This is a genomic window from Bradyrhizobium sp. B120 (assembly GCF_049075665.1).
Taxonomy (GTDB): domain Bacteria; phylum Pseudomonadota; class Alphaproteobacteria; order Rhizobiales; family Xanthobacteraceae; genus Bradyrhizobium.
In genome coordinates, this window is sequence record NZ_CP185242.1 from 7633576 (window position 1) to 7659531 (window position 25956).

The window sequence follows — 25956 nt, forward strand, 5'->3', positions numbered from 1 at the left end:
CTGTCGCGGCGAGCTTATGCGCTCCGCGACGAAATTGGAAAAAGCCTTTGTCCAGAAAGCCTTAGAACGCGTCCAAGGCCGGTTCGGTCGGTTCGGGACGCGTCGAAGGCCACCTTTAATATAGGCCGTATTCCGGCGAGACAATCCGGCGGAATCCGTGCCTTGCCGTGCGCGGACGGCAAATCTTGCCGCCGGGCAAAAAGGAGGCCTGTCTGGAACCCGTTCCAGGCCACACATGCAACTCTTAACTAATTGAAATAGCTAACTATTTATAACGCCCGATGATTGGCCCGCTCCTTGCTGACAAAACACCGGAAGTCTCATTTGCGAGGGTTGGCAGTGGTGAGCGTGACGTCGGAAGCATTGGCAAGCCGGTCTTTTCAGGGCGCGGCACCGCGGTCGCCGCGGCCCGATCCCGCCCCGCAGGCGGGGAACGACGGCTTTGCCGCGCTGGTCGACAGCAATTCTGCGTCCGCGAGCGACAACAACAGGTACGACGCCCAACCGGCGCCCGCGCGCCGGTCCGACGATTCGACCTCGACGACCGACGCGCGCTCCCGCGACAACAGCACGGCCGCCGACCGGACGTCGCGGGATTCCGGCAGCTCGCGCGACGACAACAAGGTCGATAGCGACAGCGACGCGCCACCCAAGACCAAGTCGAAATCGAAATCCGACGACTCGAAGTCGAGCACCGATGCGCAATCGACCGGCGACAAGGCCACGGCGCAAGCCGTGCCGCAGCCGGATCCAGCCAATGCGGCAGCGGCCAACGCCGTGGTTGCCGTTCCCGTCGCCGCCGCAGCGGCGACTGATCCGGCAGCGGCGACCGCGCCAGCCGGCCAGCCGGCCGCACCGCTCGCGATCGCGGCTGCGGCTATCGCGGCAAGCTCCGCCATCGCCGCCACCGGTGCGCCGGCCAACAGCGGCGCGCCTGCCGGCGCCGACTCCGCAACGGCGGCGACCACCGCGGCGAATGCCGACAAGGTCGCCAAGGCGGCCGGCGTCAAGACCGAGGGACAGGTCATCACGACAGATGCGGCAACGGTTTCGGGCGCTGCGACGGCGACCGGTGATGCGACACTCGCCGCCACGGTCGCTGCCGGAACGCCGGCCACGAAGACGGCGACGCAAGCCAAGACACAGGTGGCCGCAAAGGACGCGACTGCGACAACGCCAACCGGCCAGGACGGCGCAACTCAAGGCAACGCCAACACCGCGCAGGCTGCTCCGACCACCATCGTTCCCGCAGCCACGCAGCCAGCGGCTGTATCCGGCAAGGCGAAAGCCACCGCGGACGGCGCAGCCGATGCCATCAAGGCCGATGCAAGCGGCGACGGCAACGCCGCGCCGGCTCCGACGGCCGGCGGCCACGCGGCTGCACAGGCCCAGCTCACCGCGCCCGATCCCAGCGCGCAGGCGGCGAATGCCCTCCAGGCGCAACTGCCGGCCAGCCAGACGACGCCGTCTGCGACCGCGCAATTGACCGTGACCAACGCCGCGCAAACCGCCGCCGTGCCGCTCAGCGGGCTTGCGATGCAGATCGCCGCCTCCGCCAAAAGCGGCAAGAGCCGCTTCGAGATCCGGCTCGATCCCGCCGAGCTCGGCCGCATCGATGTCCGCATCGATGTCGATCGCAACGGCCAGGTGACCTCGCATCTCACCGTCGAACGCCCGGAAACGCTGTCGATGCTGCGCCAGGACGCCAACCAGCTGCAGCGCGCGCTCGACAATGCCGGCCTGTCGACCGGCAATGGCGGATTGCAGTTCAGCCTGCGCGACCAGTCGCAGTCGGGCCAGAACAACAACGGCCAGTCCAATCCGAACGCCCATCGTTTGATCGTCTCCGAGGAGGACAGCGTCCCCGCCGCAGCGGCGGGCCGCTCCTATGGCCGCGCAACCGGCGCCCTCGGCGGCGTCGATATCAGAGTGTAAGGAGTTCACCATGGCAGTCGATGCAACCATGCCGACGCCGGTCGTCTCAGCGCCCGGCACCAGCAACGGAACGAGCTCCGGAAGCGGCAGCAGCACCGGCAGCGGCCTGACGACCTCGTCGCAGGGCATCGCGGACAATTTCCAGACCTTCCTGACGCTGCTGACCACGCAGTTGCAGCACCAGAACCCGCTCGACCCGCTCGACACCAACCAGTTCACCCAGCAGCTCGTGCAGTTCGCCGGCGTCGAGCAGCAGCTGAAATCCAACGATCAGCTCAAACAGCTGATCGCGATCGAGAAGAGCGCGCAATCGACCCAGGCGCTGGTCTATGTCGGCAACACGGTCGCCGTCGACGGCAGCAAGACCCAGTTCAACAAATCCGCGACCTGGAATCTGGTGTCCCCGCAAGCCACCAGCGCCACCATCACGATCACCAGCGCGTCCGGCCAGACCGCCTATTCCGGCAATTTCAACCTGAAGCAGGGTAACGCCAGCTTTGTCTGGGACGGCAAGGGCACGGACGGCACGCAATGGCCGGCCGGCACCTACACGCTGACCGCCACCGGCAAGGATTCCAAGGGCAACGACCTCGCCATCTCGACCGAGATTCAGGGCGTCGTCGACTCCGTCGACCTGACCGCCTCGCCGCCGCTGCTCTCGATCGGCGGCCAGACCTACACCACCGACAAGATCAAGCGCGTGGTGCGCGGCGCGACGGGCAGCAGCTAAGCCAAGGCTTCGTTGCATCCAACCAATCCGGCGTTCAGCTTCGCGGGAACTGCGCGGGCGCTTTGCGCATCGCGAGCTGCCGCATACACGCCTGTCGTCCCTGCGAAAGCAGGGACCCATACTCCGCGGCGGGTGTTGTTGACGGGACTCGTCATCGCAGCAACGGACAACAAGAACTTCGGTGGTCATGGGTCCCTGCTTTCGCAGGGACGACACTGAATGTGTGGCGCGATCTCGGGCAAGTTCGGTGTCATCACCCGCGCATGCGGGACGCAATACCCGTGACGATGCGCAGCGCCCCTCGATCGGGTGAGACGGGCAAACCATATACCGAGTTTCATTTCGGATAACGCTAAATACTTTTGCGACGGAGGCCTGCGCCGCCGGGCAAATCAGTGCCAGGGCCCCATGCTTTCCCAAACAACATCGCCAGACATAAACAGCAATAAATTGCGACACGTCAGCTTCCTGTAAGCAAGCGGACGTTATCTTCATATTCCGCGTGTGAACGCCGATTCCGCCCTGAAACTCCGCAGCTGCCCGGGCTGCGCGCCTTGACCGCCGGCAAGAGCTAGCCTGTGACCCCGACACGCCCGACACCGCCAGAACGCGCCCAGACCACGCCAAGCCATGCCGGGGCACCCCACCCGCAGCTTGCCGAGACAATGACCGAGAATGCGCGCCTCAGGACCATCGCCATCACCGTCATGCTCGAGATCGCAGCGCTTCGGGAACGGCTGCCGCCGACCGCCGGCGAGTAGCAACGCAGCCGGAGTGGAATGACCGGGTGCGAGGCTGTCGCGCCGCGCTCACGAACCCCGAACGCCGGTCAGGGCTGACAAGTCTGGCCTGCGCCGGCCGCGCAACCGGCGCGGCCTGCTCGATGTCCTCGCCGCATCAATAGATGCGAACGTGATTGGCCTCGAACGTCACCGGAAAGTTGTTGCGATTCTGCAAGGTCAGGATCAGCACGACGCCGACACCGCCGCGGTGATCCCAGTACACGGCCCGGTCGGTTTCGTGCAGGGGCTCCATCGAGGTCTGGTTCTTCTCGAAATGCGGCGCGATCGACACATCGAAAAACTCGTTCGGCGCCTTCGAATCCTTGCCCCACCAGAAGGTGAACGGCTGGCTCGAATTGGCAGCAATCGTATAGGTGCCTTGCTTGTGGTCAATATTGGCCATGATGTCGGGGTCCTTCGTTTTCCATTCGTCGCTCCGATGCGACGCCCCGACAATGATGCATGGCGCGCGCACACGCCGTGAGCTAGCTCACTCTGCTTTGCAACCGGTGCAACCGCGCCGGCGACGTGCCCAAGCTCTTGCAAAGGATGTCTTGCCTGAGCGACACTCTACACTTCAGGTGATTTCCGATCTCAATTCTTCCGCACGCAACGAGTTGATCGAATGAAGCCAGCTCCGAGCGATCGACGCCCCATCCATCACTCGCCGGTTTTCTGGATCGGCATCGCCTTGTGCCTGGCAGCGATCGCAATCTACCTTTGGTCCGACGACCTGTCCTGGCGGCCGACACCCCCGCGATAGAGGCGGGCATGCACACATGTCGATCCGGGCAAGTGGCTCAGTTGGCCTCCCTTCGGGCAAGCCGAACGCCGCGCGGAGAATCACCGAAGCGAACTCGGAACAAGCGGTTGAAATGCGAAACATCCGAGAAGCCAACCTCCAGCGCGATGTCGGAGATTCGCTGACGCTCGGCGCGGGACCCGGTCAGCAGTTCGAACGCCCGCTGGAGACGCAATTCGTTCAAGCGCTCCGTGAACGACGTTCCCGATGACGCCATCAGGCGTTGCAGATAGCGGGGCGAGATGCCCTGGCAACGTGCGACCGTTTGAACGCTGAGCCCAGGCTCCTGAAAGTGTGTGGTGATGTAGTCGAGGACTGCACTGTGCCGCGCAGCCACGACGGCGCTCGCGCCGCTCTCGCCCAAGGCAGGACACTCGCTGATCGCGAGTGCGACGAGATCGTGGATGTGGGTTACGACCGTATGACGAAGTTTTGGGGCGGTCAGTGCTCTCGCCTTGAGCACCGACTTCAGATATGTCGCGAATAGTCGGAATGCTTCCGTTCGGTGCCCGATCGGCCGCATGGCCAGGCTTTCGACATTCGTTACGCGCTGTTCAAGCTCCGCGCGCGGCACCGCGAGGCCGAATTGCAATCCATCAACGTAGATAACGCTGGCGGGCTCGGAATGCAGAATTGCGATCGCATCGCCGGCGCGAAGCTCAACTTCCCGGCCGCGCTGCGATAGCTGACTTCTGCCGGGAGAGCAGAAGATGACGCCGACGGAATCATCGCCATCGGCAAGGTTCGCCTGCAAACGGTTGAAGCGCATCGACGTGCCTTTCAGCGCGAGCATACGCAGGCCCTGAACCGCCTGCAGCGACGCGTCGGCCTGGATTGGAATGTTCGACAGGGGCTCGATATCGGCGTGCACGACGCATCGCCCAAAGTGCTCGCGCCAAAGAGGGAGACGAATACGCTCGGGAAGGTCGCGCGTCGAAAAATGATACGATGCAGAATTGGCTGCGTCCGTAGGCATGGGGACCTCCAGCCTTCACAGAGCATCAGGATGAAATGCTGCGGCACACCATTTTCAATGTCTGCATTATTCAATGTCTGCATTTTGCAATTCACGCACCGGCCTTCTCAGGGTCCGTGCGCGCAAGTCCAAGAAGCCATGCTATCGATCTGCTAGTCTGATTTGCCTGTGATCGATGCAGATGTGAACTGGTTCACCTGTCGGTCAGAATATTACGTTTATACTGATCGCGAAAGTCGCGGCCTTTATTTCTCCCTTAGGAGGAGACGGTCGTGATGGCTCTATCTGTAATTGCCGCCATCGGAGTCATTGGACATCCCTGGCGGCACGCAAGCGCAGATCAGCTTGATGCCCCTGTTCGCACTTGATCCGGTTTACGGAGCCGCGGGCAGGTTGTTTTGAATGATTGCAGATACCGATTTTATTTCGCTGCTCTAGCCAAATCGCTGAGCAGAATTAGTCGGACATAAAATGCCGGCGGCACGGTTGGCTTTTGGCCGCCGGTTGAAATGGTCGAAATCTGTCACGTGGGAAGTCAACCTTAGTGATCAGGAAGGCGTTCGATCATGGCCACCATATTCGACATGCTTTATCATGAGTACTGTCGTGCCCGCCTCGCCGAAATGCGGAAGCAGCTTTTGATACCCGTGATCGGCGAAATCTTGCAGGCACCGCCGGAAGACGGCGATTCATCTGGCCCCCCTGATTGTGGCTGGCCGACGAAAGCGCCGCCGGCCCTCGGGTAGCTGGAGCGCACAATCCCATTGGTTGGCCGGAGGCTGGTCCGGCACGCGCACGCCTTGGATCATCCAAGCGTTCTATGGATTTGCGCCCCACGAGGCCGCGCGCACGCCAGACAGATCGACAGATGCATGACCGAACCCACACCTCGAAGCGATTGATCGGCGAAATTCCGCCGGAGTTCAGATCGACCGACCGCGACCCGCGCATCGATGTCTGCCGCGGGATCGCGTTATGGTGGATCTTTCTCGACCACGTTCCAAACAACGTCGGAAGCTGGCTCACGCTGCACAACTACGGCTTCTGCGATGCTGCCGAAATATTCATGTTCATTTCGGGCGTGACTTGCGCGCTGGCCTACGGCAGAGCCCGTCAACGTGACGGCTGGAGAGGCATGGTCGGCCGCTCGCTGCGGCGGGCGTGGGATATCTATGCCGCCTTTCTCTTGCTCGCGCTCGCTTGCGCCGTGCTCGTCTACGTCGCGGGCAGCGATGATCTTGCCGATGACAGCAACACGCGCGTTTTGTTCGAACGTCCGGGCGCGGCGCTTGCGCACGCCGCAATCCTGCAATTTCGCCCCGTCAATACCGATGTCTTGCCGGTCTTTGTGATCTGCCACGTGTTGTTCGCACCGTTGTTGTGGCTGCTGCTGCGCGCACCAAACGTGACGCTCGGCCTTTCGCTGTTGCTTTATGCGCTGGTGCAAATCTTCGGCTGGCGCGTTCCCGCCTGGCCCGACGGCGTCTGGTTCTTCAACCCGCTGGCATGGCAGTTTCTGGTCGTGCTGGGCGCATGGTACGTCGTCGAGGGGAAGACAATCCGGGATTGGATAACGTCGCGCCCTGCGCTGGTCCTTTCCACTCTCTTTCTCGCGATGAGCCTGGTCCTTGCACTCGGCCAGCACGCCAGGCCGGTGGTGCCGCAGGCTTTGACGGACCTGCTATTTCCATTGGACAAATCGAATCTGAGCCCGTTGCGGCTCCTGCATTTCCTGGCTCTCGCGATCGTGGCGTCATGGCTCGTTCCGGCGGGTTGGCGAGGACTATCGACGCCGGTGCTGCGTGGCGCGCGGTGGTGTGGCGAGAATTCGCTGCCGATCTATTGCCTCGGCGTCCTGCTGGCGCTGGTCAGCCAGTTTGATCTGTTCAACATCTCGAACCGGCCTGCGATGCAGATCGCGCTCAGTCTCGGCGGCGTCTTGATGATGACCGCCGTCGCGGCGCTCCTGAACGCGCTCAGCACCAAGCGCAAGCCTGCGATGGGCGCAGTTGATCGGAAAATGCCCGCAGCCGTTACAAATCGGAAAGTTGAGGATCGCGCACGCGGGACCGTTCTTGATGCACAGCTGAGAGCCGTCACCGCTCCGTCGACGTACTGCCCTTGACGAAATTCGGATCGTGCCGGACATCGGCTGTTTGCCACGTTCGGGGGCACGCGCATTCGCGACGCAACCATTCCGGCCTCTCCCCGCACGCGGGGAGGGGCGAAAACGGAGCTCGCTGCCGAAGCACGCTTGCCGCCGATGCTCACTCCGACCGGCCCGCGGCGTCGAGGATCAGCCGCGCAATCGGCTCGGGCTGCGCGATCAGCGCAAGATGGCTGGCCTTCACCTCGATCGTGGTCGCGCCCATCCGCTTGGCCATGAAGCGTTCGAGATCCGGATTGATGGTGCGGTCCTCGGTCGAGACGGCATAGTAGCTCGGCTTGCTGCGCCAAGCCGCGTGGCTGGTCCTGCCGGCAAGCAGTTGCTTGTGAAACGGCTGCTGCACGGCATAGAGCACCTTCGCCTTCGCTTCCGGGATGTCGCCGGCGAAATCGCGCAGGAACGCGGCTTCGCTCAGCCGGCCCTCGTCGCCATCGAACACGATGCCGGCGCTCGCGGGCGGCGTTGGATAGGTCTTGGCCAGCGCGGTGTAATCCTCATCCGCATCGGGTGCGCGCGCGGCGACATAGACCAGCGCCGAAACATTCGGATGCACGCCGGCCTCGGTGACGATCATTCCGGAGAAGGAATGGCCGACCAGAACCGTCGGGCCATCCTGACGATCGAGCACACGCTGCGCCGATGCGACCGCTTCCGGCAGCGTGGTCAGCGGATTTTGCACGGATGTCACATTGAGCCCCGCGGCCTGCAAGTGCGGAATGACCTCATACCAGCACGAGCCGTCGGCGAACAGGCCGTGCACCAGCACGACATTGCGCGCCTTCGCCGGCGGCTGCGTTGCGGCGATGCCGCGCGAGGACACCAGCGAAGCTGCAGCTCCCGCAAGCAAGGCGGTCGAGAAGGTGCGTCTGTTCATCATCATGACAAGGGCTCGGATGGAGTGATTGGGGAAACGCGCCCACCTGCGGTGAGCGGACAACGACTCCTACGCACACGAGAGCACGTCGTTACGGCACTACGCTGTTGTCAAAGAGAAGTGATGATGGTCCGTCCGGCAATCTTTCGACACACGTCGTGACGCGCGACAGGATTGCGAAAGCGAGACTCAATTGATCATCTCGCCCCGGGGCCACCCCTCTCCCCAACCCTCCCCCGCAAGGGGGGAGGGAGCCTGACCGACATGCTCACCTCACGCTGCGAAACTCATTGCACGTCAGAAACGTAAGGGACGCACAGGCGAGAGGGTTCCCTCCCCCCTTGCGGGGGAGGGTTAGGGAGAGGGGTGCCGCTTGTTCCGCTGCCCGACAAGAGCCGCACAACCGGCTCCGCGCGGCTCCCAAGCCCCCAATCCGCCACCCTGTTCCCGGCCGTTCCAACGAGAATCGTATTGAAGCCTTGGGCTTAGGCAAATTTTAAACCGGTGGGCGTAGGTTACCAATTGCGAGTTCAGTGGTTGAGAGTTTGTGAGTACGCCATGACAGAACCCCATCGCCCGAGGGTGAAATACGTCATCGGGCCTGACGGCAGCCCGTTAACGATTGCGGACCTGCCGGCCCCCGGTACCAAGCGGTGGGTCATCCGCCGCAAGGCCGAAGTCGTCGCTGCGGTCCGCGGCGGCCTGCTCTCCCTTGAGGAGGCTTGCAGCCGCTACACGTTGACCGTCGATGAGTTCCTTTCCTGGCAGTTCTCGATCGACCAGCATGGTCTGGCCGGACTGCGCACCACACGTATCCAGCAGTACCGGCAGTAAGTTTCGCCTAAACTGTGGCATTTGACGAAAACCGGCCTCGCTTTGCGAAGCCGGTTTTTTTCATGTCCGCGTTTTTGCCGCGGTTCTTAACCTTCGTTAACCATATGGAAACCATACCCTAGGCAATATTTGCCCAGTCGGACCCGCGTGGGCCGAATCCCTGGGGGCCGTTGGTGCAAAGTCTGGTTGCTTTCTTCAGAGGTCTTGGTGCGGCCCGCCTCGCGGCCATGGTTGCGGTCACCGCGGCCCTGATCGGCTTCTTCGCGTTCGTCATCATGCGCGTCACCACGCCCCAGATGACCACCCTCTTCACCGATCTGTCGACCGAGGATTCCTCGGCCATTATCAAGGAGCTGGAGCGCCAGGCGATCCCGTTCGAGCTGCGCAGCGACGGCGCCGCGATCATGGTGCCGAAAGACAAGGTGACGCGGCTGCGGATGAAGCTCGCCGAGGGCGGCATGCCCAAGGGCGGCGGCGTCGGCTACGAGATCTTCGACAAGTCGGATGCGCTCGGCACCACGAGCTTCGTCCAGAACATCAATCATTTGAGGGCGCTGGAGGGCGAGCTCGCCCGCACCATCCGCGCCATCGACCGCGTCCAGGCCGCGCGCGTCCACCTCGTGCTGCCGGAAAAGCCGCTGTTCTCGCGCGAGACGCCGGAACCCTCCGCCTCGATCGTGCTCAGGGTGCGCGGCGCGCTGGAGCCGCAGCAGATCCGCGCGATCCGCCACGTCGTCGCCTCCGCGGTCAACGGGTTGAAGCCACAGCGGGTCTCGATCGTCGACGAGGCCGGCCAGCTGCTCGCCGACGGCGCCCAGTCCGACGCCGATGCCGCGGTCGGCGACGAGCGCCGCGCCGCCTTCGAGAAGCGGATGCGCAAGCAGGTCGAGGACATCGTTTCCTCGGTGGTCGGCGCCGGGCGCGCCCGCGTCCAGCTCTCCGCAGACTTCGACTACAACAAGATCACCCAGACCTCGGACAAGTTCGACCCCGAAGGCCGGGTGCTGCGCTCGACCCAGACCCGTGAGGAATCGAGCGCCACCGCCGACAATTCCGGCCAGGTCACCGTCAACAACGAGCTGCCGGGTAACCAGAACCAGGACAACGCGGTTCGCGCCCGCGACCAGAGCAAGAAGAGCGAGGAAACCAACAATTACGAGATTTCCCGCACCACCAAGACCGAGGTGACCGAGGCCGGCCGCGTCAACCGCATCTCGGTCGCGGTGCTGGTCGACGGCGCCTACGCCAAGAACGAAAAAGGCGAGATGGTCTACCAGGACCGCACCAAGGAGCAGCTCGACCGCATTGCCGCCCTGGTCCGCTCCGCGATCGGCTTCGACCAGAAGCGCGGCGACCAGGTCGAGGTCGTCAACCTCCGCTTCGCCGAGCCGCCGACCGCGCAGCCGATCGCCGAGCCGACCGGCCTGCTCGGCATGCTGCAATTCACCAAGGATGACGTGATGTACGTCATCGAGCTCGGCGTCATGATGATGCTCGGCCTGGTCGTGCTGTTCATGGTGGTCCGCCCGCTGGTCAAGCGCATCGTGGCGGCCGACGTCATTCCGGCGCTGGCCGGCGCCGGCCTGCCCGCGCTGGCCGAAGCCCATGCCGAGAGCGCCGGTGCGCCCGGCCAGGCGCTGATCCCGAGCGGCAGCGGCGCGGCGCAATTGATCGACGTCGCCCAGATCCAGGGCCAGGTCCACGCCCAGGCCGTGCACCGGGTCGGCGAACTCGCCGAGCGCAATCCGAACGAAACCGTCTCCATCGTCCGTCAATGGCTGAGCGAGCCGGTAGAGAACTGACATGGCCGCCGTACCCCAGACCACCAACGCCAACGACATCGCCACCGTCCTCTCGACGCTGGCGAACCGGCAGAGCGCCCGGCCCAAGGGCAAGCCGCTGCCCGGCCCGAAGCGCGCCGCGATCCTGATGCTCGCGCTCGGCGAGCAGTATGGCGGCAAGATCTGGTCGATGCTCGACGACGAGGAGGTCCGCGAGCTGTCGGTCCACATGTCGACGCTCGGCACCGTCGAGGCCGACGTGGTCGAGGACCTGATGCTGGAATTCGTGTCGCGGATGTCGGCCTCCGGCGCGCTGATGGGCAATTTCGACGCCACCGAACGGCTGCTGCAGCAATATCTGCCGGCCGAGCGCGTCACTGGCATCATGGACGAGATCCGCGGCCCCGCCGGCCGCAACATGTGGGAGAAGCTCTCCAACGTGCAGGAAGAGGTGCTCGCCAACTACCTCAAGAACGAATACCCGCAGACCATCGCCGTGGTGCTGTCGAAACTGAAGCCGGAGCACGCCGCGCGCGTGCTGGCGATCCTGCCCGAGGACATCGCGCTCGACGTGGTCGGCCGCATGCTGCGGATGGAGGCGGTGCAGAAGGAAGTGATCGAGCGCGTCGAGCAGACGCTGCGCACGGAGTTCATGTCGAACCTGTCGCAGACCCGCCGCCGCGACGCCCATGAGGTGATGGCCGAGATCTTCAACAATTTCGACCGCCAGACCGAGACCCGCTTCATCACCTCGCTGGAAGAGGAAAACCGCGAATCCGCCGAGCGCATCAAGGCGCTGATGTTCACCTTCGACGATTTGATCAAGCTCGATTCCGCTTCGGCCCAGACGCTGATGCGCAACATCGACAAGGACAAGCTCGGCGTCGCGCTGAAGAGCGCCAACGAGGAGGTGCGCAGCTTCTTCCTCGGCAACATGTCCTCCCGCGCCGGCAAGATGCTGATGGACGACATGGCCGCGATGGGCCCGGTGCGCCTGCGCGACGTCGACGAGGCCCAGGCGCTGCTGGTCAACCTCGCCAAGGACCTCGCCGCCCGCGGCGAGATCACCCTGACCAAGAACCGCGCCGACGACGAGCTGGTGTACTGATGGCCGCACCCGCAAAATTCCTGTTCGACACGGACTTCTCGGCGCCGGACCGTTCGCGCGAGCGCGCCCCGACGCCGGCCGACGTCGCGCAGAAGGTCGCCGACGCCGAGGCGCGGGCCTATCGCGCCGGCTATGAGGCCGCGCTGCGCGAGGCCAAGGTCGAGAGCGACCGCCGCGCCGCGCAGGCGCTGGAAGAGATCGGCACCGCGATCAAGGGCATCGCCGCCCGCTTTGCCGGCATCGAGACCCGGATGGAGACCGAGGCCGTCGATGTCGCGGTCGCGGTCGCCCGCAAGCTCTGCTCCGAACTGGTCGCGCGCGAGCCGCTCGGCGAGATCACCGCGCTGGTCTCCGACTGCTTCTCGCATCTGGTGGCGACGCCGCATCTCGTAGTCCGCATCAATGACGCGCTCTACGAGGCGGCGCAGGACAATATCGAGCGGGTGGCGGCGCATTCGGGCTTCCAGGGCCGGCTGGTGATCCTGGCCGAGCCCACGATTGCGACCGGCGACTGCCGGATCGAATGGGCCGACGGCGGCGTGGTGCTGGAGCGCGCCGCGATCGAAGGCAAGATCAACGAACTCGTCGGGCGCTATCTGGCGTCCCGCGGCCAGACCGGCTGAAGGATTGAGGGCTGAACCATGAGCGACACCGACACCCAAGTCCCGCTTCCCGATCTCAACGCCGCCGACGCGCCCGGGATCGACGACATCGGCTACAACGAGGACGAAAATGCCGCGCGCATCGCGGCCGACCTCGAGGCCGTGTTCGACGTGCCGGTGCAGGTCTCGGCGGTGCTCGGCCGCTCCAAGATGGACGTCGGCGACCTCTTGAAGCTCGGACCGGGCACCGTGCTCGAGCTCGACCGCCGCGTCGGCGAGGCGATCGACATCTACGTCAACAACCGCCTGGTGGCGCGTGGTGAAGTGGTGCTGGTGGAAGACAAGCTCGGCGTGACCATGACCGAAATCATCAAGGCAGAACGCTCGTAACAACCAGACGGTAGCGCGCGGAACCTGCGCGACCAGACGAACAGGAGATCATCATGCGGCTTCTCATCGTTGGCACCCTGAAGGGCCAGCTCACGACCGCGACCAAGATCGCGATGGACAACGGCGCCTCGGTGACCCACGCCGAGGCCGCCGAGCAGGCGATGAACGTGCTGCGCAGCGGCAAGGGCGCCGACCTCCTGCTGGTCGATGTCGGCCTCGACATCCGCGATCTCGTGATGCGGCTCGAGGCCGAGCACATCCACGTGCCGATCGTCGCCTGCGGCATCTCCAACGATGCCCGCGCCGCGGTCGCCGCGATCCATGCGGGCGCCAAGGAATACATCCCGCTGCCGCCCGACCCCGAACTGATCGCAGCGGTGCTCGCCGCGGTCGCCAACGACGCGCGCGATCTGATTTATCGCGACGAGGCGATGGGCCGGGTGATCAAGCTCGCGCAGCAGATCGCGGGCTCGGACGCCTCCGTGATGATCACCGGCGAGTCCGGCACCGGCAAGGAAGTGCTGGCGCGCTATGTCCATTCCCGCTCGGCCCGCGCCAAGCGGCCGTTCATCTCGATCAACTGTGCAGCGATCCCGGAACACCTGCTGGAATCCGAGCTGTTCGGCCATGAGAAGGGCGCCTTCACCGGCGCAGTGGCGCGCCGCATCGGCAAGTTCGAGGAAGCGACCGGCGGCACGCTGCTGCTCGACGAAATCTCCGAGATGGATGTCCGGCTGCAGTCCAAGCTGCTGCGCGCGATCCAGGAGCGCGTGATCGACCGCGTCGGCGGCACCAAGCCGGTTCCGGTCGACATCCGCATCATCGCGACCTCGAACCGCAATCTGTCGGAGGCGGTGCGCGAAGGCTCTTTCCGCGAGGACCTGCTGTTCCGCCTCAACGTCGTCAACCTGAAGATCCCGCCGCTGCGCGATCGTCCGGCCGACATCCTCGAGCTGGCGCAGCATTTCGCCAAGAAATATGCCGAAGCCAACGGCGTGGCGGTCCGCCCGATCTCGACTGAGGCCCGCCGCGTCCTGACCGCGAACCGCTGGCAGGGCAACGTCCGCGAGCTCGAGAACACCATCCATCGCTCGGTCCTGATGGCGCAGGGCGACGAGATCGGTGCGGACGCGATCCTGACCCCGGACGGTGACCGTCTCGACCTCGCCAAGACCGCGCCCGCGGTCGCGCACGCTACGCTCGCCGCCGAGCAGGTCACCCGCGCGCTGGTCGGCCGCACCGTGGCCGACGTCGAACGCGATTTGATCCTGGAAACGCTGAAGCACTGCCTCGGCAACCGCACCCACGCGGCCAACATCCTCGGCATCTCGATCCGCACGCTGCGCAACAAGCTGAACGAATATGCCGACGGCGGCATCCCGATCACCCCGGCCGGCAACGGCGCGCCCGATTATCAGCGCATGGCGAGCGCCGGCTGAGAAAGAGCAGCGGCGGGTGATCCCGCCGCGACGGCCGCGCCTCACGAATAGTTGGGCGCATCGGGCTTGCGAAAGATCCGGATCGGATCGCCGGGTGTGATGTCGCGGCCGGTGAAGGTCACATACGCATAGAGCGCAAGATACGCGACGGCGATTGCGCCGACGACATAGAACAGCAAGGCTCCCACGCGCTTCATCGAACCGTCACGTCTGCGAAACATCCGCGGCTTTTAGTGCGCTTGCCGGCATAGCGCCACGGCCAACATGCCGCGCCGGCCCCGTTGCCGTTCCCTTAGCCATTCATCCCTTGAGTCTTGCGGCCAGTTGCCTTATTCAATCTCCTATTGCGCTTTTATATTTCGACAACTGGAGAGTGATATGGCCCTTTACGCGCAGACCGCCGGCACGTTGTCCACCAACTCCGGGACTTTCACGCCGATGCAAGGCCTCAGCCTGACGATCCCGGAGGGCGTCGGCACCACCGCGATCATCACCCTCAACGTTCCGAATCCCTACGCCACGGGCAACGACATTCCGGGCGGCAGTTTCGGCGTCACCGTCAATGGCAAGGTCTCGCCGGTGGTCGCGAGCTTCACCTATAACGAGACCCCGTCGAGCTTCGGCCGCATCCCGACCACGCTCGTCGTCGGCATCCCGCTGGGCAATACAGCTCAGACCATCCAGGCCGTATGGGCTGGCGTCCGCGGCAGCACCGTGATCATCGACAGCCCGGCGTCGCTGAGCGCAGTGTTCTGACGCCTGATCCGGACAAGCAGCGCGCTAGCGCACACCATGGACGTGACGCGACGGCAGGCTGACCTCGGCCAGCCTGGCGGCGCCTTCGTCGCGGTCGATCGCGACATATTCGCCGTGCCAATACGCCAGCGCGGCGGTGCGCTCCGATGCGATCACATCGAGCACGCGACCGATGACGATCGCGTGCGAATGCCGCTCGATGACCTCCTCGACCTCGCAGTCGATCGCAGCCAGCGCTCCGATCAGCAACGGCACGCCCGAGGCGCGCGTCGTCCATTCGGCCCCGGTGAACCGGTCGGCGCCCTTCAGGCCGCCCTTGCCGGTGAAGCGCTCGGCGATGTCGAGCTGATCCGCGGTCAGGATGTTGACGCCGAACACGCCGTGGCGCGCGATCAGCGGCCACGACGAGGCGGCGCGGTTGATGCTGACGATCAGCGACGGCGGCTCGACCGACAGCGACGACACCGAGGTCACCGTCATGCCCGAAATATCCTTGCCCCGGCCGGCGGTGATGACGCTGACGCCGCCGGTGAGATGGCGCATCGCGCCACGGAATTCATCGGCCGCCACCGCGGGCTCGATCGAAACATTGCGGACGACGGAATTCATGGCGACCTCACAGATCGGATGTGTCTTCGCTGCCCTCGAGCAGGTGCTTCAGGATCTCGCCTTCCAGCGCGGCGAGCTCGGCCGAACCGCGCCGGCGCGGCCGCGGCAGGTCGATCGTGACATCCTCGGCGATCCGGCCGTCCTCGATGACCAGCACGCGGTCGGCAAGCGCGACCGCCTCGGCGACATCGTGTGTCACCAGGATCGCGGTAAAGCCCTGGTCGCGCCAGACCCGCTCCAGCAATTGCTGCATCGAAATGCGAGTCAGCGCATCGAGCGCGCCGAGCGGCTCGTCGAACGCCAGCACGCGCGGTTGGGAGACCAGCGCCCGCGCCAGCGCCACGCGCTGCCTCTGGCCGCCTGACAGCACCGCCGGCCATTGGTCGCGCTTGTCGCCGAGGCCGACCTCGACCAGCGCCCGCTCGGCGCGCGCCTGCGCGTCGGCGGACGAACGCTCGCGCCCCAGACCGACCTCGACATTGGACAGCACCCGCGCCCAGGGCAGCAGGCGCGGCTCCTGGAACATGACGCGGACGTCCTGCGCCCGGGGTTGTTCACCGAAGGCGATGCTTCCCGCCGTCGGCGCGTCGAGGCCGGCGACCAGGCGCAGCAGGGTGCTCTTGCCGCAGCCGCTGCGGCCGACGATCGCGACGAACTGGCCGGCCGGGATGTGCAGGTCGATGCCGCGCAGCACCTCATTGTCGCCGAACGCCTTGCGCAAGCCGCGGATGGTCAGCGACAGGCCGCGGGCCGTGCCTTCCGTCACGCGCCGCAAATGCCGCGCCTTCACGACGATGTCGGCGTGGTCGACCGGCTGGAAACGAAGCGCTTCTTGCATTCTCATTCTCACTTCTTCTGGAAGGCGGGGTGCCACGACAGGGTCAGCCGCTCCAGCGCCCGCGAGGCGCTGTCGGCGAGCTTGCCGAGCAAGGCGTAGATCAGGATCGAGAGCACGACGACGTCGATCAGCATGAACTCGCGCGCCTGCATCGCCATGTAGCCGAGGCCCGACGACGCCGCGATGGTCTCGGCGACGATCAGCGTCAGCCACATGATGCCGAGCGCAAAGCGCAGCCCGACGAAGATCGAGGGCAGCGCGCCCGGGAAGATCACCCGGCGGAACAGCTCGCCATCGGTCATGCCGTAGATGCGGCCCATCTCGATCAGCTGCGGATCGACGGTGCGGATGCCGTGCAGCGTGTTGAGATAGATCGGGAAGAACACGCCGAGCGCGACCAGGAACAGTTTGGCCGACTCGTCGATGCCGAACCACAGGATGACCAGCGGGATCAACGCCAGATGCGGGATGTTGCGCACCATCTGCAGCGTGGTGTCGGTGAGCTTCGCCGACAGCTGCGACAGCCCGTTGGCGAGCCCGAACGCGAAGCCGATACCGCCACCGATCACAAAGCCGATCGATGCGCGCCAGAAGCTGACCCAGATATTGCGGACCAGCTCACCCGACAGCAGCAGCTTCCATCCGGCCAGTGCAACGTCGGTCGGCGCCGGCAGCACCCGCGAGGGAACAAAACCGGTGACGCAGGCAAGCTGCCAGACCAGAACGATGGCAAGCGGCACGATCCACGGGATCAGGCCGTCGACCTTGGGGAGTTTCGGCGCGCCGACGCGCGGAAGACTGTCGATAAGACTCATGATTGCGATGCCTGCTTCTGCGGACGATAGTCGTTGCCGATGGTCTCGCCAAACGGCCCGGTGTTGACACGGATCGGCGTCACGTTGCCGGGCTGCGCCAGCGACAGCAGCGGGAACACCAGCTCGGCGAACCGATAGGCTTCCTCGAGATGCGGATAGCCCGACATGATGAAGGTATCGACGCCGACGTCCTGATACTCCTTGATCCGCGCGGCGACGGTCTGGGGATCGCCGACGAGCGCGGTGCCGGCCCCGCCGCGCACGAGGCCGACGCCGGCCCAGAGGTTCGGGCTGATCTCGAGCTTGTCGCGCCGTCCGCCATGCAGCTGCGCCATGCGCTGCTGGCCGACCGAATCCATCCGCGCGAAGATCTTCTGCGCGGCAACGATGGTGTCGTCGGTGACATACTGGATCAGTTCGTCGGCGGCGCGCCAGGCCTCCGCGTTGGTCTCGCGCACGATCACATGCAGGCGGATGCCGAACGACAGCTTGCGGCCGCGTTGCGCGGCAACGGCCTTCACCTTGGCAATCTTCTCGGCGACCTGCGCCGGCGGCTCGCCCCAGGTCAGATATTTGTCGACGGTGTCGACCGCGACGTCGATGCCGGCATCCGACGAGCCGCCGAAATACAGCGGCGGGCGCGGCGATTGCACCGGATTGAACAGCAGGCGGCCATCCTCGATCCGGATGTGCTGGCCTTCAACATTGACCGTCTTGCCTGCCAGCAGATCGCCATAGACGTTGAGGAACTCGCGCGTCACCGCGTAGCGTTCGTCGTGGTCGAGGAAAATGCCGTCGCCCTTGTTCTCGATCGGATCGCCGCCGGTGACGACGTTGATCAGGAGACGGCCGTTCGACAGCCGGTCCAAGGTCGCGGTCATGCGGGCGGCAACGCTCGGCGACTGCAGGCCGGGCCTGACCGCCACGAGATAGCGCAGGCGCTCGGTCCAGGGCGCGACGGCGGAGGCCACCACCCAGGAATCCTCGCAGCTCCGCCCGGTCGGCAGCAGCACGCCGTAATAGCCGAGCTGGTCGGCGGCCTGCGCGATCTGGCGCAGATAGTTGAAGTTCACCTCGCGGCCGCCGATCGACGTGCCGAGATAGCGGCTGTCGCCGTGGGTCGGCAGGAACCAGAGGATGTTGGCGTTGGTTGGGGTGCTCACGTGCCCGGCCTCCATGCGACGTCGGAAATCTTGATTTGTTTGGGGATCAGGCCGAGCGCGAAGAACGTGTCGGCGACCTGTTGCTGATCCGCGATCACGGTATCGGTGACCGGCTTGATGCCGTAGGCCTGCCGCTTCAGCGCGACCTCGACCACCGGCACCGACAGGCCGATGCTCGGCGCGAGCTGTTCGGCGACGGCGTGGATATCGCCCTTGGCCCAGTCATCGACCTCGCTGAGCTGCGCCAGCACGAGCTCGACGAGCTTCGGATCGGCCTGCAGGAACTTCTTCGAGGCGAAGTAGAACTGATAGTTGGCGACGATGCCGGTGCCGTCGGCAACGGTGCGCGCGCCGGTCGCAGCCTCCGCCGCGGCCTGGAACGGATCCCAGATCACCCAGGCATCCACGGCGCCGCGCTCGAACGCCGCGCGGGCATCGGCCGGCGCCAGGAACACCGGCTCGATCTCGGAATATTTGACGCCGGCTTTCTCCAGCGCCTTCACCAGCAGATAGTGGACGTTGGAGCCCTTGTTCAGCGCGACCTTCTTGGCCCTGAGATCAGTGACCGACTTGATCGGGCTGTCCTTCGGCACCAGGATCGCCTCGCCTTTCGGCGCCGGCGGCTCGTAGGCGACATACTGGATCGGCGCGCCGGCGGCCTGCGCGAAGATCGGCGGCGCCTCGCCGGTGTTGCCGAAATCGATCGCACCGACATTGAGCGCCTCGAGCAGCGGCGGCCCCGACGGAAACTCGGTCCACACCACCTTGGTGCCAACCGACTTCAGCTTCTCCTCGAGCGAGCCCTTGCTCTTCAAGAGCACCAGCTTGCCGTATTTCTGATAGCCGATGCGGACGACTTTCTCCTGGCCGTAGGAGGCGCTGACGGTCGCCGCGACGATGCTGACCGAGAGCACCGCGCGGGCGACCCAGCGCCGAAATAAACGCGTCATGGGAATGTCCTTTGCATATGAATTGACCAAACGCGCCGATCAGGTCTGGGTGTTGCGCCAGACGATGTCGCGGATCGCGATCTGCCTTGGGATCAGGCCGAGCTTGAAGAAGCGGTCGGCGACGCCCTGCTGGGTCGCGATGATGTCGTCGGTCACGGCGCCGACCGAGAAGCCGGCGCGCTTTGCCGCGATGGTCTGGATATCGAGCGGGACGCCGGTGACCGCGGCCAGCGATTTCGCGACCTCATCGGGATGCGCTTCGGCCCATTTCGCCGTCGATGTCGTGACATCGACGATCTGCTGCAACAGGGCGCCGTGCTTGTTCGCGAAATCGCGGTTGGCGATGTAGAACGCGTTGGTCTTGGTGATATCGCTGCTCTTGACCAGAATGCGACCGTTCTGCCTGGTCTCGGCGATCGCAAAATACGGATCCCAGATCGCCCAGGCGTCGATGCCGCCATTGGCAAAGGCGGGACCTGCGTCCGGCGGCGTCAGATAGACCGGCGTGATGTCGTCATAGGTCAGCCCGGCCTTCTCCAGTGTCTGGATCACGACGTTGTGCGCGCTGGATCCCTTGGTGAAGCCGACCCGCTTGCCCTTGAGATCGGCGATGCCTGTGATTGCCGAATTCTGCGGCACCAGGATGCCGGAGCCATTGATGATGGGCTGTGCGGCGGCATAGACGATGGCCGCACCCGCGGCCTGGGCGAAGATCGGCGGGGAATCGCCGACCGCGCCGTAATCGACGCTGCCGACATTCATCGCCTCCATCATCGGCGGGCCCGAGGAGAACTCGACCCATTTCACGCCGACGCCCTGCGGCTTGAAATGATTTTCCAAGGCCTCACGCTGGCGCGTGATAACGAGCACGCCGTTCTTCTGGTAGCCGATACGAATTTCCTTCGCGTCCGCTTGGGCCTGCGCGCGCCCTGACAGCGCAGCAGCAGCGGCTGTGGCAAGCGACAGCTGGAGGAACTCACGACGCTTCATTCCAAGATTCTCCTGACGATCAAGCGCGTTTCTCAACACGCGATCATGCGATGTCAGGATGATGGGGCGCGCGAATGAAGCTGTCGAGCACCGCACAAAAATAGCGATATCAGCACTTCGGTGCAGGCATCGCGCGTGCCGTTTCGTTCAAGGCGCAGGTCGCGCGTAGCGAATTATTTTCTTCACGCGATCGCGAGGTCGCAGCACGGGAATCGATCAGCCGGCGGCTGCGGTCTTCGGGCCGACATTGACCGCGAGTTTACCGTAGCGATCCGAGAACGCCTGGGTGTCGATCTCCTCGAGCTGGATCGAGCCGTCGAGCACGCCCTTCTTCCAGGCATCGTGCTCGGGATCGTGCTGGAACTCGGGCATCACTTCCTTACCGAACAGCTCGAGCGACTCGCAGATGTGCTCATGGGTGTTCTTGCCGGCCTGGTTGAGCAGGATCACCTGGTCGATATGCGAGGCGCGGAAACGCCGCAGCTTCTTGCGCAAGGTTTCGGGCGAGCCGATCAGGCCGCCGCGCAGCGCGGCCTCCTGTGCTTCGGGATTCTCGCGCTTCCACTTGTTGTACTCGTCCCACATGTTGACGGTGCCGGGTGCGGGGCGCTGCCGGTTCTGCGCCTGGCCGTAATAGCGCAGCGCGAACTGGAAGAAGGTCGCGCCGTCGGCGCGCTTGCGCGCCTCTTCGTCCGTCTCGGCGCACATGAAGAACGAGACCAGCGCCATATTGGGATTGATCTCGTAGTCGGCGAGCTTCTTCAACCGCTTGGTGATCGCATTGTAATAGGCATGCACCCAGGCATGCGCCGCCTCGGCGCTGACGAACTGAAAGCCGAGCGCGCCAAATCCGTTTTGCCCGGCGCGCTCGATCGTCGGCAGTTGCGAACAGGCCATCCAGAGCGGCGGATGCGGCTTCTGCACCGGCTTCGGCACGACATTGCGCAGCGGGATGTCGAAATATTTGCCGTGATGTTCGGTGCCGACCTTGGTGAACATCGGGAAGATCGCCTGGACCGCCTCCTCGAACACCTCGCGCTTGGTCTCCATGTCGCGGCCGAACGGCGTCAGCTCGGTGATCGAGGCGCTCTCGCCCATGCCGAACTCGCAGCGGCCGTTACTAAGCAGATCGAGCACCGCGACCCGCTCGGCGACGCGCGCGGGATGATTGGTGGTGAGCTGGAAGATGCCGTGGCCGAGCCGGATGTTTTTGGTGCGCTGGCTCGCGGCGGCGAGGAAGGATTCCGGTGCCGGCGAGTGCGAATATTCCTCGAGGAAGTGATGCTCGACGACCCACGCATAATCGTAGCCGAGCCGGTCGGCGGTCTCCAATTGTGTCAGCGCGTTCTGGTAAAGCCTGAGCTCGTCGCCGTCGTTCCAGGGGCGCGGCAGTTGCAGCTCGTAAAAGATGCCGAATTTCATGGCGTCACTCCCAAGGCCGTCCCCGACCGCTTGTTGTTTTCGGTCAGTCTAGTGGCGGGGCAGACCAAGTCCAGCCTCGGGGGCGAAACTCCAATTCCGTGCAGCGGGAGACGGCTTGCTTGGGACGCATGAATGTTTAGCTTGTGCGGGTGTGAGTCGCGGCGCTATCGGTCGCGCGCTCATTCTTCCGAAAGCCACATGACCACCTTTACGCCGCACCAGGATTCCGCGCTGAAAGCCGTTGCCGACTGGCTGAAAGCCAAGCCGGGCAAGAACGGGACGCCGCCGGTGTTCCGCCTGTTCGGCTATGCCGGAACCGGCAAGACCACGCTTGCCCAGCACATCGCCGAAGGCGTCGACGGCGAGGTGAAGTTCGCGGCCTTCACCGGCAAGGCGGCGCTGGTCATGCGCAACAAGGGCTGCGACAGCGCCTCCACGATCCATTCCCTGATCTACCGCGCCCGCGAGTCCGGCGTCGAGCAGCCGAGCTTTGAGCTGTGGGACGACGCGCCGGCCTCGAAAGCCAAGCTGATCGTGATCGACGAATGCTCGATGGTCGACGCCGAGCTCGGCCGCGATTTGATGTCGTTCGACTGCCCGCTGCTGGTGCTCGGCGACCCCGCGCAATTGCCGCCGATCCAGGGCGGCGGCTTCTTCACCGACGCCGAGCCGGATGCGATGCTGACCGAGGTGCACCGCCAGGCGCAGGACGATCCGATCGTGCGGATGTCGATGGATATCCGCGAGGGCCGCGAGCTCGAGATCGGCCGCCATGGCGAGAGCGAGGTGGTGTCGCGCAAGGAGCTCGATCCGGACCGCGTGATGAGCGCCGACCAGGTGCTGGTCGGCCGCAACAACACCCGCCGCGCCTACAACATGCGGATGCGGCAGCGGCTAAAGATCGAAGATCCTCTCCCCGTCGCCGGCGACAAGCTGGTCTGCCTGCGCAACAACCGCAAGAAGGCGCTGTTCAACGGCGGGCTGTGGCGGGTCAAGGCGCGCGCGCAGTCGAAGTCCAAGATCATCACCATGCGCGTGATGCCGGACGAGGATTTCGGCCACAAGGTCACCAAGGTGTCGGTGCGCGGCGAATGCTTCGACGGCGGCATCGAGGGCATTCCGTGGGAGCAGCGCAAGCCCTATGACGAGTTCGACTACGGATACATACTGACCGTCCACAAGTCGCAGGGTTCGCAATGGGACGACGTCGTGCTGTTCGACGAGAGCTTCGCGTTCCAGGACTCGCGCGCGCGGTGGCTGTATACGGGCATCACGCGGGCCGCGAAGCGGCTCAGCATCGTGGTGTGATCGTCCCGCACGCGCCGACGTCATCCTGACAGCAGCTGAGTGTATGAGCCGCAGGCGGCACCAACATTGCCCGTCGTCCTGGCGAAAGCCAGGACCCATTACCCCGCCTGCTTGTTGTTGCCCGACGCTGGGGCCACGATCCCGCCTACCGTTACATTTGGTGGTTATGGGTCCTGGCTTTCGCCAGGACGACGGGCGTGGGGAGGCCGCGGGCAAGAATCCATCACCGTCATCCATGAACCTCGCTGATTTCCCTCACGAAACCGTGTGGCCGGCGCCGTAACAAAACGGCCCCTCGCCCGTATTTTGAAGCGTCGGAGCAGCCCGGCCCGGTTTGCCAATGCCGGCTCCCGCTCTAGACTGGCCCCCAATTGCGATCCCACGAGGAACCCATGTCCAAAAGCTCCCTCAGCCGCCTCTCGCTTTGCGCCGCCGCGATCGGCGCGCTGGCCGTTGCCGCTTTTGCCGTTGCACCCTCGCTGGCCGCCGAGGACGCCGTGGTCATTCCGGCGCCGGCCGCGAGCGCCCCGGAAACCGGCATCAAGACCGCGGTGCTCGCCGGCGGCTGCTTCTGGGGTGTGCAGGGCGTGTTCCAGCACACCGCCGGCATCGTCAGCGCGGTGTCCGGCTACTCCGGAGGCAGCAAGGCGAATGCCGATTACGAGAAGGTCTCGACCGGCACCACCGGCCACGCCGAGTCGGTCGAAATCAAGTACGACCCGCAGAAGATCTCCTACGGCAAGATCCTGCAGATCTTCTTCTCCGTCGTGCACGACCCGACCCAGCTGAACCGCCAGGGCCCCGACTCCGGCACGCAGTATCGCTCGGCGATCTTCACGACCAGCGACGAGCAGAAGAAGGTGGCGGATGCCTACATCGCCCAGCTCAACGCCGCCAAGGTCTACAAGAAGCCGATCGTCACCAAGGTCGGCGCGCTGGAGGCGTTCTATCCGGCGGAGGGTTACCACCAGGACTATCTGACGCTGCACCCGAGCCAACCCTATATTGCGTATAACGACATCCCGAAGGTCGAGAACCTGAAGAAGATCTTCGCGGAGAACTACATCGAGAAGCCGACGCTGGTGAGCAGCAGCAAGGTCACCAACTGAGGCGACGCTTCCCGTCATTGCGAGCGAAGCGAAGCAATCCATGTCGCGGCAAGCGGAAAGATGGATTGCTTCGTCGCTTCGCTTCTCGCAATGACGATCAAACCAAGGAGGTTGAATGTCCGATACCAAAACCGACGGCAAGGTCCGCAAGAGCGAGGCCGAGTGGCGCAAGGAATTGACGCCGATGCAGTACGCCGTGCTGCGGGAGAAGGCGACCGAGCGGCCCTTCACCGGCGAATACGAGCATGATCCCCGCAAGGGCACCTATGTCTGCGCCGGCTGCGGGCAGCCGCTGTTCGAGTCCGACCAGAAGTTCGATTCCGGCTGCGGCTGGCCGAGCTTCTCCAAGCCCGCGGTCGAGAGTCATGTCGACGAGGAGCGCGATGTCAGCCACGGCATGATGCGCACCGAGGTGCTGTGCTCGAAATGCGACGGCCATCTCGGCCATGTCTTCAACGACGGCCCTGGCCCGACCGGCCTGCGCTACTGCATCAACTCGGCGGCGCTGAAGCTGGACGAGAAGAAGTAACAGCTGCCACGCTGCTCGTCATGCGCGGGCTCGACCCGCGCATCCATCGAAAGAGAGAGCGTTTCTCCGTGATGGATTGCCGGGTCAAGCCCGGCAATGACGACAGTGGATTTGGCAAATATCCCGCTCTCCCATCGAACGTTTGATCCACCCCGCGCGACCAAGAACCGGTCGCGCGGGGTTTTGTTTTGGCGCGGCCGTCCGTCCGCGCGCGTGAACACAAGGAAATTTTGATGTCACCAATTCCAGCAAAGCTTTTGTTTGGTCTCGGCCTTGCCAGCTTCATCGTCGGGAGCGCCGTGAGCCTGCCGGCGTTCGCCGCCGACAAGATCTCGCTGTTCAAGGTCATCACCTCCAAGGACGAAATCGTCATCGGCCTGACGGATGCCGATCTCGCGCAGGTCGAAGGCCAGAATGCCGGCGGCATCGCCAAGATGCTGGTCGCCAAGGGCTCGATGAGCGTCTGGCAATACGCAGTGCACAAATCCGCTTCTGGCGATCTCGAACAGGCGCCGCTGCACAAGATCGGCCTGATCGCCAGCGACTCGCTGCGGGTGGAGCCCTATCCGACGCCCCTGAAGGTGCTGCCGATCGACGAGAGCAAGAAGTAGCCGTCCCGGCGCCCGACAACATCCTCGTGATCGGCCGGCGGCCTTAACGACTCGCGCCCCGGAATGTGCTTTGCTCCGAATTCGCGGGGCCGTAGGCGTCTCGCCGTGCGGCTGCCGCCTGTTCTGAGGAGGGCGCCATGTCGCTTGGACTGATCCTCATCATCCTCCTGCTGATTATCCTGCTGGGCGGCTATAGCGGCCGCATCCGCGGCTACGGCTATGGTCTCGGCCACTCCGGAATGGGCCTTTTCGGGGTGATTTTGATCGTGGTCGCGATCCTGGCCTGGCTCGACAAGATTTAATGGCTACAAGCCATTGAAATAAATGGAGTTATTTTGATTGACCGCGTGCTATGCGCGGATTCAGCATGTGCCCTGCCGAGGGCGCTTCTGGGGTCGCATTTTTGTCAAAGAGGCTTATATTGGGGGTCGAAATG

28 protein-coding genes are annotated in these 25956 nt (G+C 64.4%); 17 read left to right on the plus strand and 11 right to left on the minus strand.

Features of this window, described 5'->3' with window-relative positions:
* Positions 1–342: 342 nt before the first annotated feature.
* The 3 genes from ACOIX3_RS35510 (at position 343) to ACOIX3_RS35520 (ending at position 3426) form a co-directional block, all read left to right on the plus strand.
* Positions 343–1935 carry a flagellar hook-length control protein FliK gene (locus tag ACOIX3_RS35510; RefSeq protein WP_420966695.1) on the plus strand — a complete coding sequence of 531 codons (1593 nt, stop codon included), beginning with the start codon at positions 343–345 and terminating at the stop codon, positions 1933–1935.
* A 10-nt stretch (positions 1936–1945) separates the two neighbouring features.
* Entirely contained in the window at positions 1946–2665 is a 720-nt protein-coding gene (locus ACOIX3_RS35515; RefSeq protein WP_212316070.1) for a flagellar hook assembly protein FlgD, read from the plus strand.
* 578 nt (positions 2666–3243) lie between these two features.
* On the plus strand, positions 3244–3426 hold the full coding sequence (locus ACOIX3_RS35520) for a hypothetical protein (RefSeq protein ID WP_420966696.1): 183 nt from the start codon (positions 3244–3246) through the stop codon (positions 3424–3426).
* A gap of 136 nt (positions 3427–3562) precedes the next feature.
* On the opposite strand, the gene ACOIX3_RS35525 is transcribed toward ACOIX3_RS35520, so the two are convergent.
* Both ACOIX3_RS35525 and ACOIX3_RS35530 read right to left on the minus strand, forming a co-directional pair.
* Positions 3563–3850 (minus strand): hypothetical protein, encoded by a 288-nt coding sequence (locus ACOIX3_RS35525; RefSeq protein WP_176533406.1) that lies wholly within the window; start codon positions 3848–3850, stop codon positions 3563–3565.
* 397 nt (positions 3851–4247) lie between these two features.
* Positions 4248–5225: a helix-turn-helix domain-containing protein gene (locus ACOIX3_RS35530; protein WP_420966697.1), complete on the minus strand. Its 978-nt coding sequence runs from the start codon at positions 5223–5225 to the stop codon at positions 4248–4250.
* 566 nt (positions 5226–5791) lie between these two features.
* On the opposite strand from ACOIX3_RS35530, the gene ACOIX3_RS35535 reads away from it, so the two are divergent.
* Positions 5792–5971 (plus strand): hypothetical protein, encoded by a 180-nt coding sequence (locus ACOIX3_RS35535; RefSeq protein WP_420966698.1) that lies wholly within the window; start codon positions 5792–5794, stop codon positions 5969–5971.
* Positions 5972–6093: 122 nt separating this feature from the next.
* A complete protein-coding gene (locus tag ACOIX3_RS35540; RefSeq protein WP_420966699.1) occupies positions 6094–7350 on the plus strand; it encodes an OpgC family protein in 1257 nt (418 codons plus the stop codon).
* A gap of 142 nt (positions 7351–7492) precedes the next feature.
* Here ACOIX3_RS35540 and ACOIX3_RS35545 read toward each other — a convergent pair whose 3' ends face one another.
* The gene (locus tag ACOIX3_RS35545) at positions 7493–8272 is read right to left on the minus strand and encodes an alpha/beta fold hydrolase (protein WP_420966700.1); all 780 of its coding nucleotides are present in this window, start codon (positions 8270–8272) and stop codon (positions 7493–7495) included.
* A gap of 552 nt (positions 8273–8824) precedes the next feature.
* On the opposite strand from ACOIX3_RS35545, the gene ACOIX3_RS35550 reads away from it, so the two are divergent.
* The 6 genes from ACOIX3_RS35550 (at position 8825) to ACOIX3_RS35575 (ending at position 14420) form a co-directional block, all read left to right on the plus strand.
* Positions 8825–9100: a DUF1153 domain-containing protein gene (locus tag ACOIX3_RS35550; protein WP_002714638.1), complete on the plus strand. Its 276-nt coding sequence runs from the start codon at positions 8825–8827 to the stop codon at positions 9098–9100.
* A 227-nt stretch (positions 9101–9327) separates the two neighbouring features.
* Positions 9328–10902: a flagellar basal-body MS-ring/collar protein FliF gene (gene fliF, locus ACOIX3_RS35555; protein WP_420971873.1), complete on the plus strand. Its 1575-nt coding sequence runs from the start codon at positions 9328–9330 to the stop codon at positions 10900–10902.
* A gap of 1 nt (position 10903) precedes the next feature.
* Positions 10904–11989 (plus strand): flagellar motor switch protein FliG, encoded by a 1086-nt coding sequence (gene fliG / locus ACOIX3_RS35560; protein ID WP_021077001.1) that lies wholly within the window; start codon positions 10904–10906, stop codon positions 11987–11989.
* Positions 11989–12612, plus strand: coding sequence for a FliH/SctL family protein (locus ACOIX3_RS35565; protein WP_420966701.1), 624 nt, complete (start codon positions 11989–11991; stop codon positions 12610–12612). The genes fliG and ACOIX3_RS35565 overlap by 1 nt, the downstream gene beginning before the upstream one ends.
* A gap of 18 nt (positions 12613–12630) precedes the next feature.
* On the plus strand, positions 12631–12981 hold the full coding sequence (fliN, locus tag ACOIX3_RS35570; RefSeq protein WP_050631817.1) for a flagellar motor switch protein FliN: 351 nt from the start codon (positions 12631–12633) through the stop codon (positions 12979–12981).
* 53 nt (positions 12982–13034) lie between these two features.
* Entirely contained in the window at positions 13035–14420 is a 1386-nt protein-coding gene (locus tag ACOIX3_RS35575; RefSeq protein WP_207835228.1) for a sigma-54 interaction domain-containing protein, read from the plus strand.
* A gap of 41 nt (positions 14421–14461) precedes the next feature.
* On the opposite strand, the gene ACOIX3_RS35580 is transcribed toward ACOIX3_RS35575, so the two are convergent.
* Complete coding sequence (locus tag ACOIX3_RS35580; protein WP_420966702.1) at positions 14462–14617, minus strand: hypothetical protein; 156 nt, start codon at positions 14615–14617, stop codon at positions 14462–14464.
* A 181-nt stretch (positions 14618–14798) separates the two neighbouring features.
* Between ACOIX3_RS35580 and ACOIX3_RS35585 the strand changes: the two genes are divergently transcribed.
* Entirely contained in the window at positions 14799–15176 is a 378-nt protein-coding gene (locus ACOIX3_RS35585; RefSeq protein ID WP_342726619.1) for a hypothetical protein, read from the plus strand.
* A gap of 24 nt (positions 15177–15200) precedes the next feature.
* Here the strand turns inward: ACOIX3_RS35585 and ACOIX3_RS35590 are convergent, their stop codons facing one another.
* The 7 genes from ACOIX3_RS35590 to ACOIX3_RS35620 form a co-directional block, all read right to left on the minus strand.
* Positions 15201–15785 (minus strand): flavin reductase family protein, encoded by a 585-nt coding sequence (locus tag ACOIX3_RS35590; RefSeq protein WP_420966703.1) that lies wholly within the window; start codon positions 15783–15785, stop codon positions 15201–15203.
* A 7-nt stretch (positions 15786–15792) separates the two neighbouring features.
* On the minus strand, positions 15793–16623 hold the full coding sequence (locus ACOIX3_RS35595) for an ATP-binding cassette domain-containing protein (RefSeq protein ID WP_420971874.1): 831 nt from the start codon (positions 16621–16623) through the stop codon (positions 15793–15795).
* An 8-nt stretch (positions 16624–16631) separates the two neighbouring features.
* Positions 16632–17438 carry an ABC transporter permease subunit gene (locus tag ACOIX3_RS35600; protein WP_092117282.1) on the minus strand — a complete coding sequence of 269 codons (807 nt, stop codon included), beginning with the start codon at positions 17436–17438 and terminating at the stop codon, positions 16632–16634.
* Positions 17435–18616, minus strand: coding sequence for an FMNH2-dependent alkanesulfonate monooxygenase (gene ssuD, locus ACOIX3_RS35605; protein ID WP_420966704.1), 1182 nt, complete (start codon positions 18614–18616; stop codon positions 17435–17437). Before ssuD ends, ACOIX3_RS35600 begins: the two co-directional genes overlap by 4 nt.
* Positions 18598–19551, minus strand: coding sequence for a sulfonate ABC transporter substrate-binding protein (locus ACOIX3_RS35610; RefSeq protein WP_420966705.1), 954 nt, complete (start codon positions 19549–19551; stop codon positions 18598–18600). The genes ssuD and ACOIX3_RS35610 overlap by 19 nt, the downstream gene beginning before the upstream one ends.
* 39 nt (positions 19552–19590) lie before the next feature.
* Positions 19591–20541 (minus strand): sulfonate ABC transporter substrate-binding protein, encoded by a 951-nt coding sequence (locus ACOIX3_RS35615; RefSeq protein WP_420966706.1) that lies wholly within the window; start codon positions 20539–20541, stop codon positions 19591–19593.
* A gap of 216 nt (positions 20542–20757) precedes the next feature.
* Positions 20758–21963: an LLM class flavin-dependent oxidoreductase gene (locus ACOIX3_RS35620; RefSeq protein WP_420966707.1), complete on the minus strand. Its 1206-nt coding sequence runs from the start codon at positions 21961–21963 to the stop codon at positions 20758–20760.
* A gap of 198 nt (positions 21964–22161) precedes the next feature.
* Here ACOIX3_RS35620 and ACOIX3_RS35625 point away from each other — a divergent pair, with 198 nt between their 5' ends.
* From ACOIX3_RS35625 to ACOIX3_RS35645, 5 genes are all read left to right on the plus strand, one after another.
* Entirely contained in the window at positions 22162–23271 is a 1110-nt protein-coding gene (locus tag ACOIX3_RS35625; protein WP_420966708.1) for an ATP-dependent DNA helicase, read from the plus strand.
* Positions 23272–23663: 392 nt separating this feature from the next.
* On the plus strand, positions 23664–24380 hold the full coding sequence (msrA, locus tag ACOIX3_RS35630; RefSeq protein ID WP_420966709.1) for a peptide-methionine (S)-S-oxide reductase MsrA: 717 nt from the start codon (positions 23664–23666) through the stop codon (positions 24378–24380).
* Positions 24381–24495: 115 nt separating this feature from the next.
* The gene (gene msrB, locus ACOIX3_RS35635) at positions 24496–24909 is read left to right on the plus strand and encodes a peptide-methionine (R)-S-oxide reductase MsrB (protein ID WP_420966710.1); all 414 of its coding nucleotides are present in this window, start codon (positions 24496–24498) and stop codon (positions 24907–24909) included.
* A 233-nt stretch (positions 24910–25142) separates the two neighbouring features.
* A complete protein-coding gene (locus tag ACOIX3_RS35640; protein ID WP_420966711.1) occupies positions 25143–25520 on the plus strand; it encodes a hypothetical protein in 378 nt (125 codons plus the stop codon).
* A 137-nt stretch (positions 25521–25657) separates the two neighbouring features.
* Positions 25658–25822 carry a DUF3309 family protein gene (locus ACOIX3_RS35645; protein ID WP_016844323.1) on the plus strand — a complete coding sequence of 55 codons (165 nt, stop codon included), beginning with the start codon at positions 25658–25660 and terminating at the stop codon, positions 25820–25822.
* Positions 25823–25956 lie beyond the last annotated feature (134 nt).

Bases quoted from the DNA above. Each gene is read 5' to 3' on its own strand.
- ACOIX3_RS35515 (WP_212316070.1), top strand. From the start codon at position 1,946: ATGGCAGTCGATGCAACCATGCCGACGCCGGTCGTCTCAGCGCCCGGC.
- ACOIX3_RS35525 (WP_176533406.1), bottom strand. From the start codon at position 3,850: ATGGCCAATATTGACCACAAGCAAGGCACCTATACGATTGCTGCCAAT.
- ACOIX3_RS35530 (WP_420966697.1), bottom strand. From the start codon at position 5,225: ATGCCTACGGACGCAGCCAATTCTGCATCGTATCATTTTTCGACGCGC.
- ACOIX3_RS35535 (WP_420966698.1), top strand. From the start codon at position 5,792: ATGGCCACCATATTCGACATGCTTTATCATGAGTACTGTCGTGCCCGC.
- ACOIX3_RS35540 (WP_420966699.1), top strand. From the start codon at position 6,094: ATGCATGACCGAACCCACACCTCGAAGCGATTGATCGGCGAAATTCCG.
- ACOIX3_RS35545 (WP_420966700.1), bottom strand. From the start codon at position 8,272: ATGATGATGAACAGACGCACCTTCTCGACCGCCTTGCTTGCGGGAGCT.
- ACOIX3_RS35550 (WP_002714638.1), top strand. From the start codon at position 8,825: ATGACAGAACCCCATCGCCCGAGGGTGAAATACGTCATCGGGCCTGAC.
- fliF (WP_420971873.1), top strand. From the start codon at position 9,328: ATGGTTGCGGTCACCGCGGCCCTGATCGGCTTCTTCGCGTTCGTCATC.
- fliG (WP_021077001.1), top strand. From the start codon at position 10,904: ATGGCCGCCGTACCCCAGACCACCAACGCCAACGACATCGCCACCGTC.
- ACOIX3_RS35565 (WP_420966701.1), top strand. From the start codon at position 11,989: ATGGCCGCACCCGCAAAATTCCTGTTCGACACGGACTTCTCGGCGCCG.
- fliN (WP_050631817.1), top strand. From the start codon at position 12,631: ATGAGCGACACCGACACCCAAGTCCCGCTTCCCGATCTCAACGCCGCC.
- ACOIX3_RS35575 (WP_207835228.1), top strand. From the start codon at position 13,035: ATGCGGCTTCTCATCGTTGGCACCCTGAAGGGCCAGCTCACGACCGCG.
- ACOIX3_RS35580 (WP_420966702.1), bottom strand. From the start codon at position 14,617: ATGAAGCGCGTGGGAGCCTTGCTGTTCTATGTCGTCGGCGCAATCGCC.
- ACOIX3_RS35585 (WP_342726619.1), top strand. From the start codon at position 14,799: ATGGCCCTTTACGCGCAGACCGCCGGCACGTTGTCCACCAACTCCGGG.
- ACOIX3_RS35590 (WP_420966703.1), bottom strand. From the start codon at position 15,785: ATGAATTCCGTCGTCCGCAATGTTTCGATCGAGCCCGCGGTGGCGGCC.
- ACOIX3_RS35595 (WP_420971874.1), bottom strand. From the start codon at position 16,623: ATGCAAGAAGCGCTTCGTTTCCAGCCGGTCGACCACGCCGACATCGTC.
- ACOIX3_RS35600 (WP_092117282.1), bottom strand. From the start codon at position 17,438: ATGAGTCTTATCGACAGTCTTCCGCGCGTCGGCGCGCCGAAACTCCCC.
- ssuD (WP_420966704.1), bottom strand. From the start codon at position 18,616: ATGGAGGCCGGGCACGTGAGCACCCCAACCAACGCCAACATCCTCTGG.
- ACOIX3_RS35610 (WP_420966705.1), bottom strand. From the start codon at position 19,551: ATGACGCGTTTATTTCGGCGCTGGGTCGCCCGCGCGGTGCTCTCGGTC.
- ACOIX3_RS35615 (WP_420966706.1), bottom strand. From the start codon at position 20,541: ATGAAGCGTCGTGAGTTCCTCCAGCTGTCGCTTGCCACAGCCGCTGCT.
- ACOIX3_RS35620 (WP_420966707.1), bottom strand. From the start codon at position 21,963: ATGAAATTCGGCATCTTTTACGAGCTGCAACTGCCGCGCCCCTGGAAC.
- ACOIX3_RS35625 (WP_420966708.1), top strand. From the start codon at position 22,162: ATGACCACCTTTACGCCGCACCAGGATTCCGCGCTGAAAGCCGTTGCC.
- msrA (WP_420966709.1), top strand. From the start codon at position 23,664: ATGTCCAAAAGCTCCCTCAGCCGCCTCTCGCTTTGCGCCGCCGCGATC.
- msrB (WP_420966710.1), top strand. From the start codon at position 24,496: ATGTCCGATACCAAAACCGACGGCAAGGTCCGCAAGAGCGAGGCCGAG.
- ACOIX3_RS35640 (WP_420966711.1), top strand. From the start codon at position 25,143: ATGTCACCAATTCCAGCAAAGCTTTTGTTTGGTCTCGGCCTTGCCAGC.
- ACOIX3_RS35645 (WP_016844323.1), top strand. From the start codon at position 25,658: ATGTCGCTTGGACTGATCCTCATCATCCTCCTGCTGATTATCCTGCTG.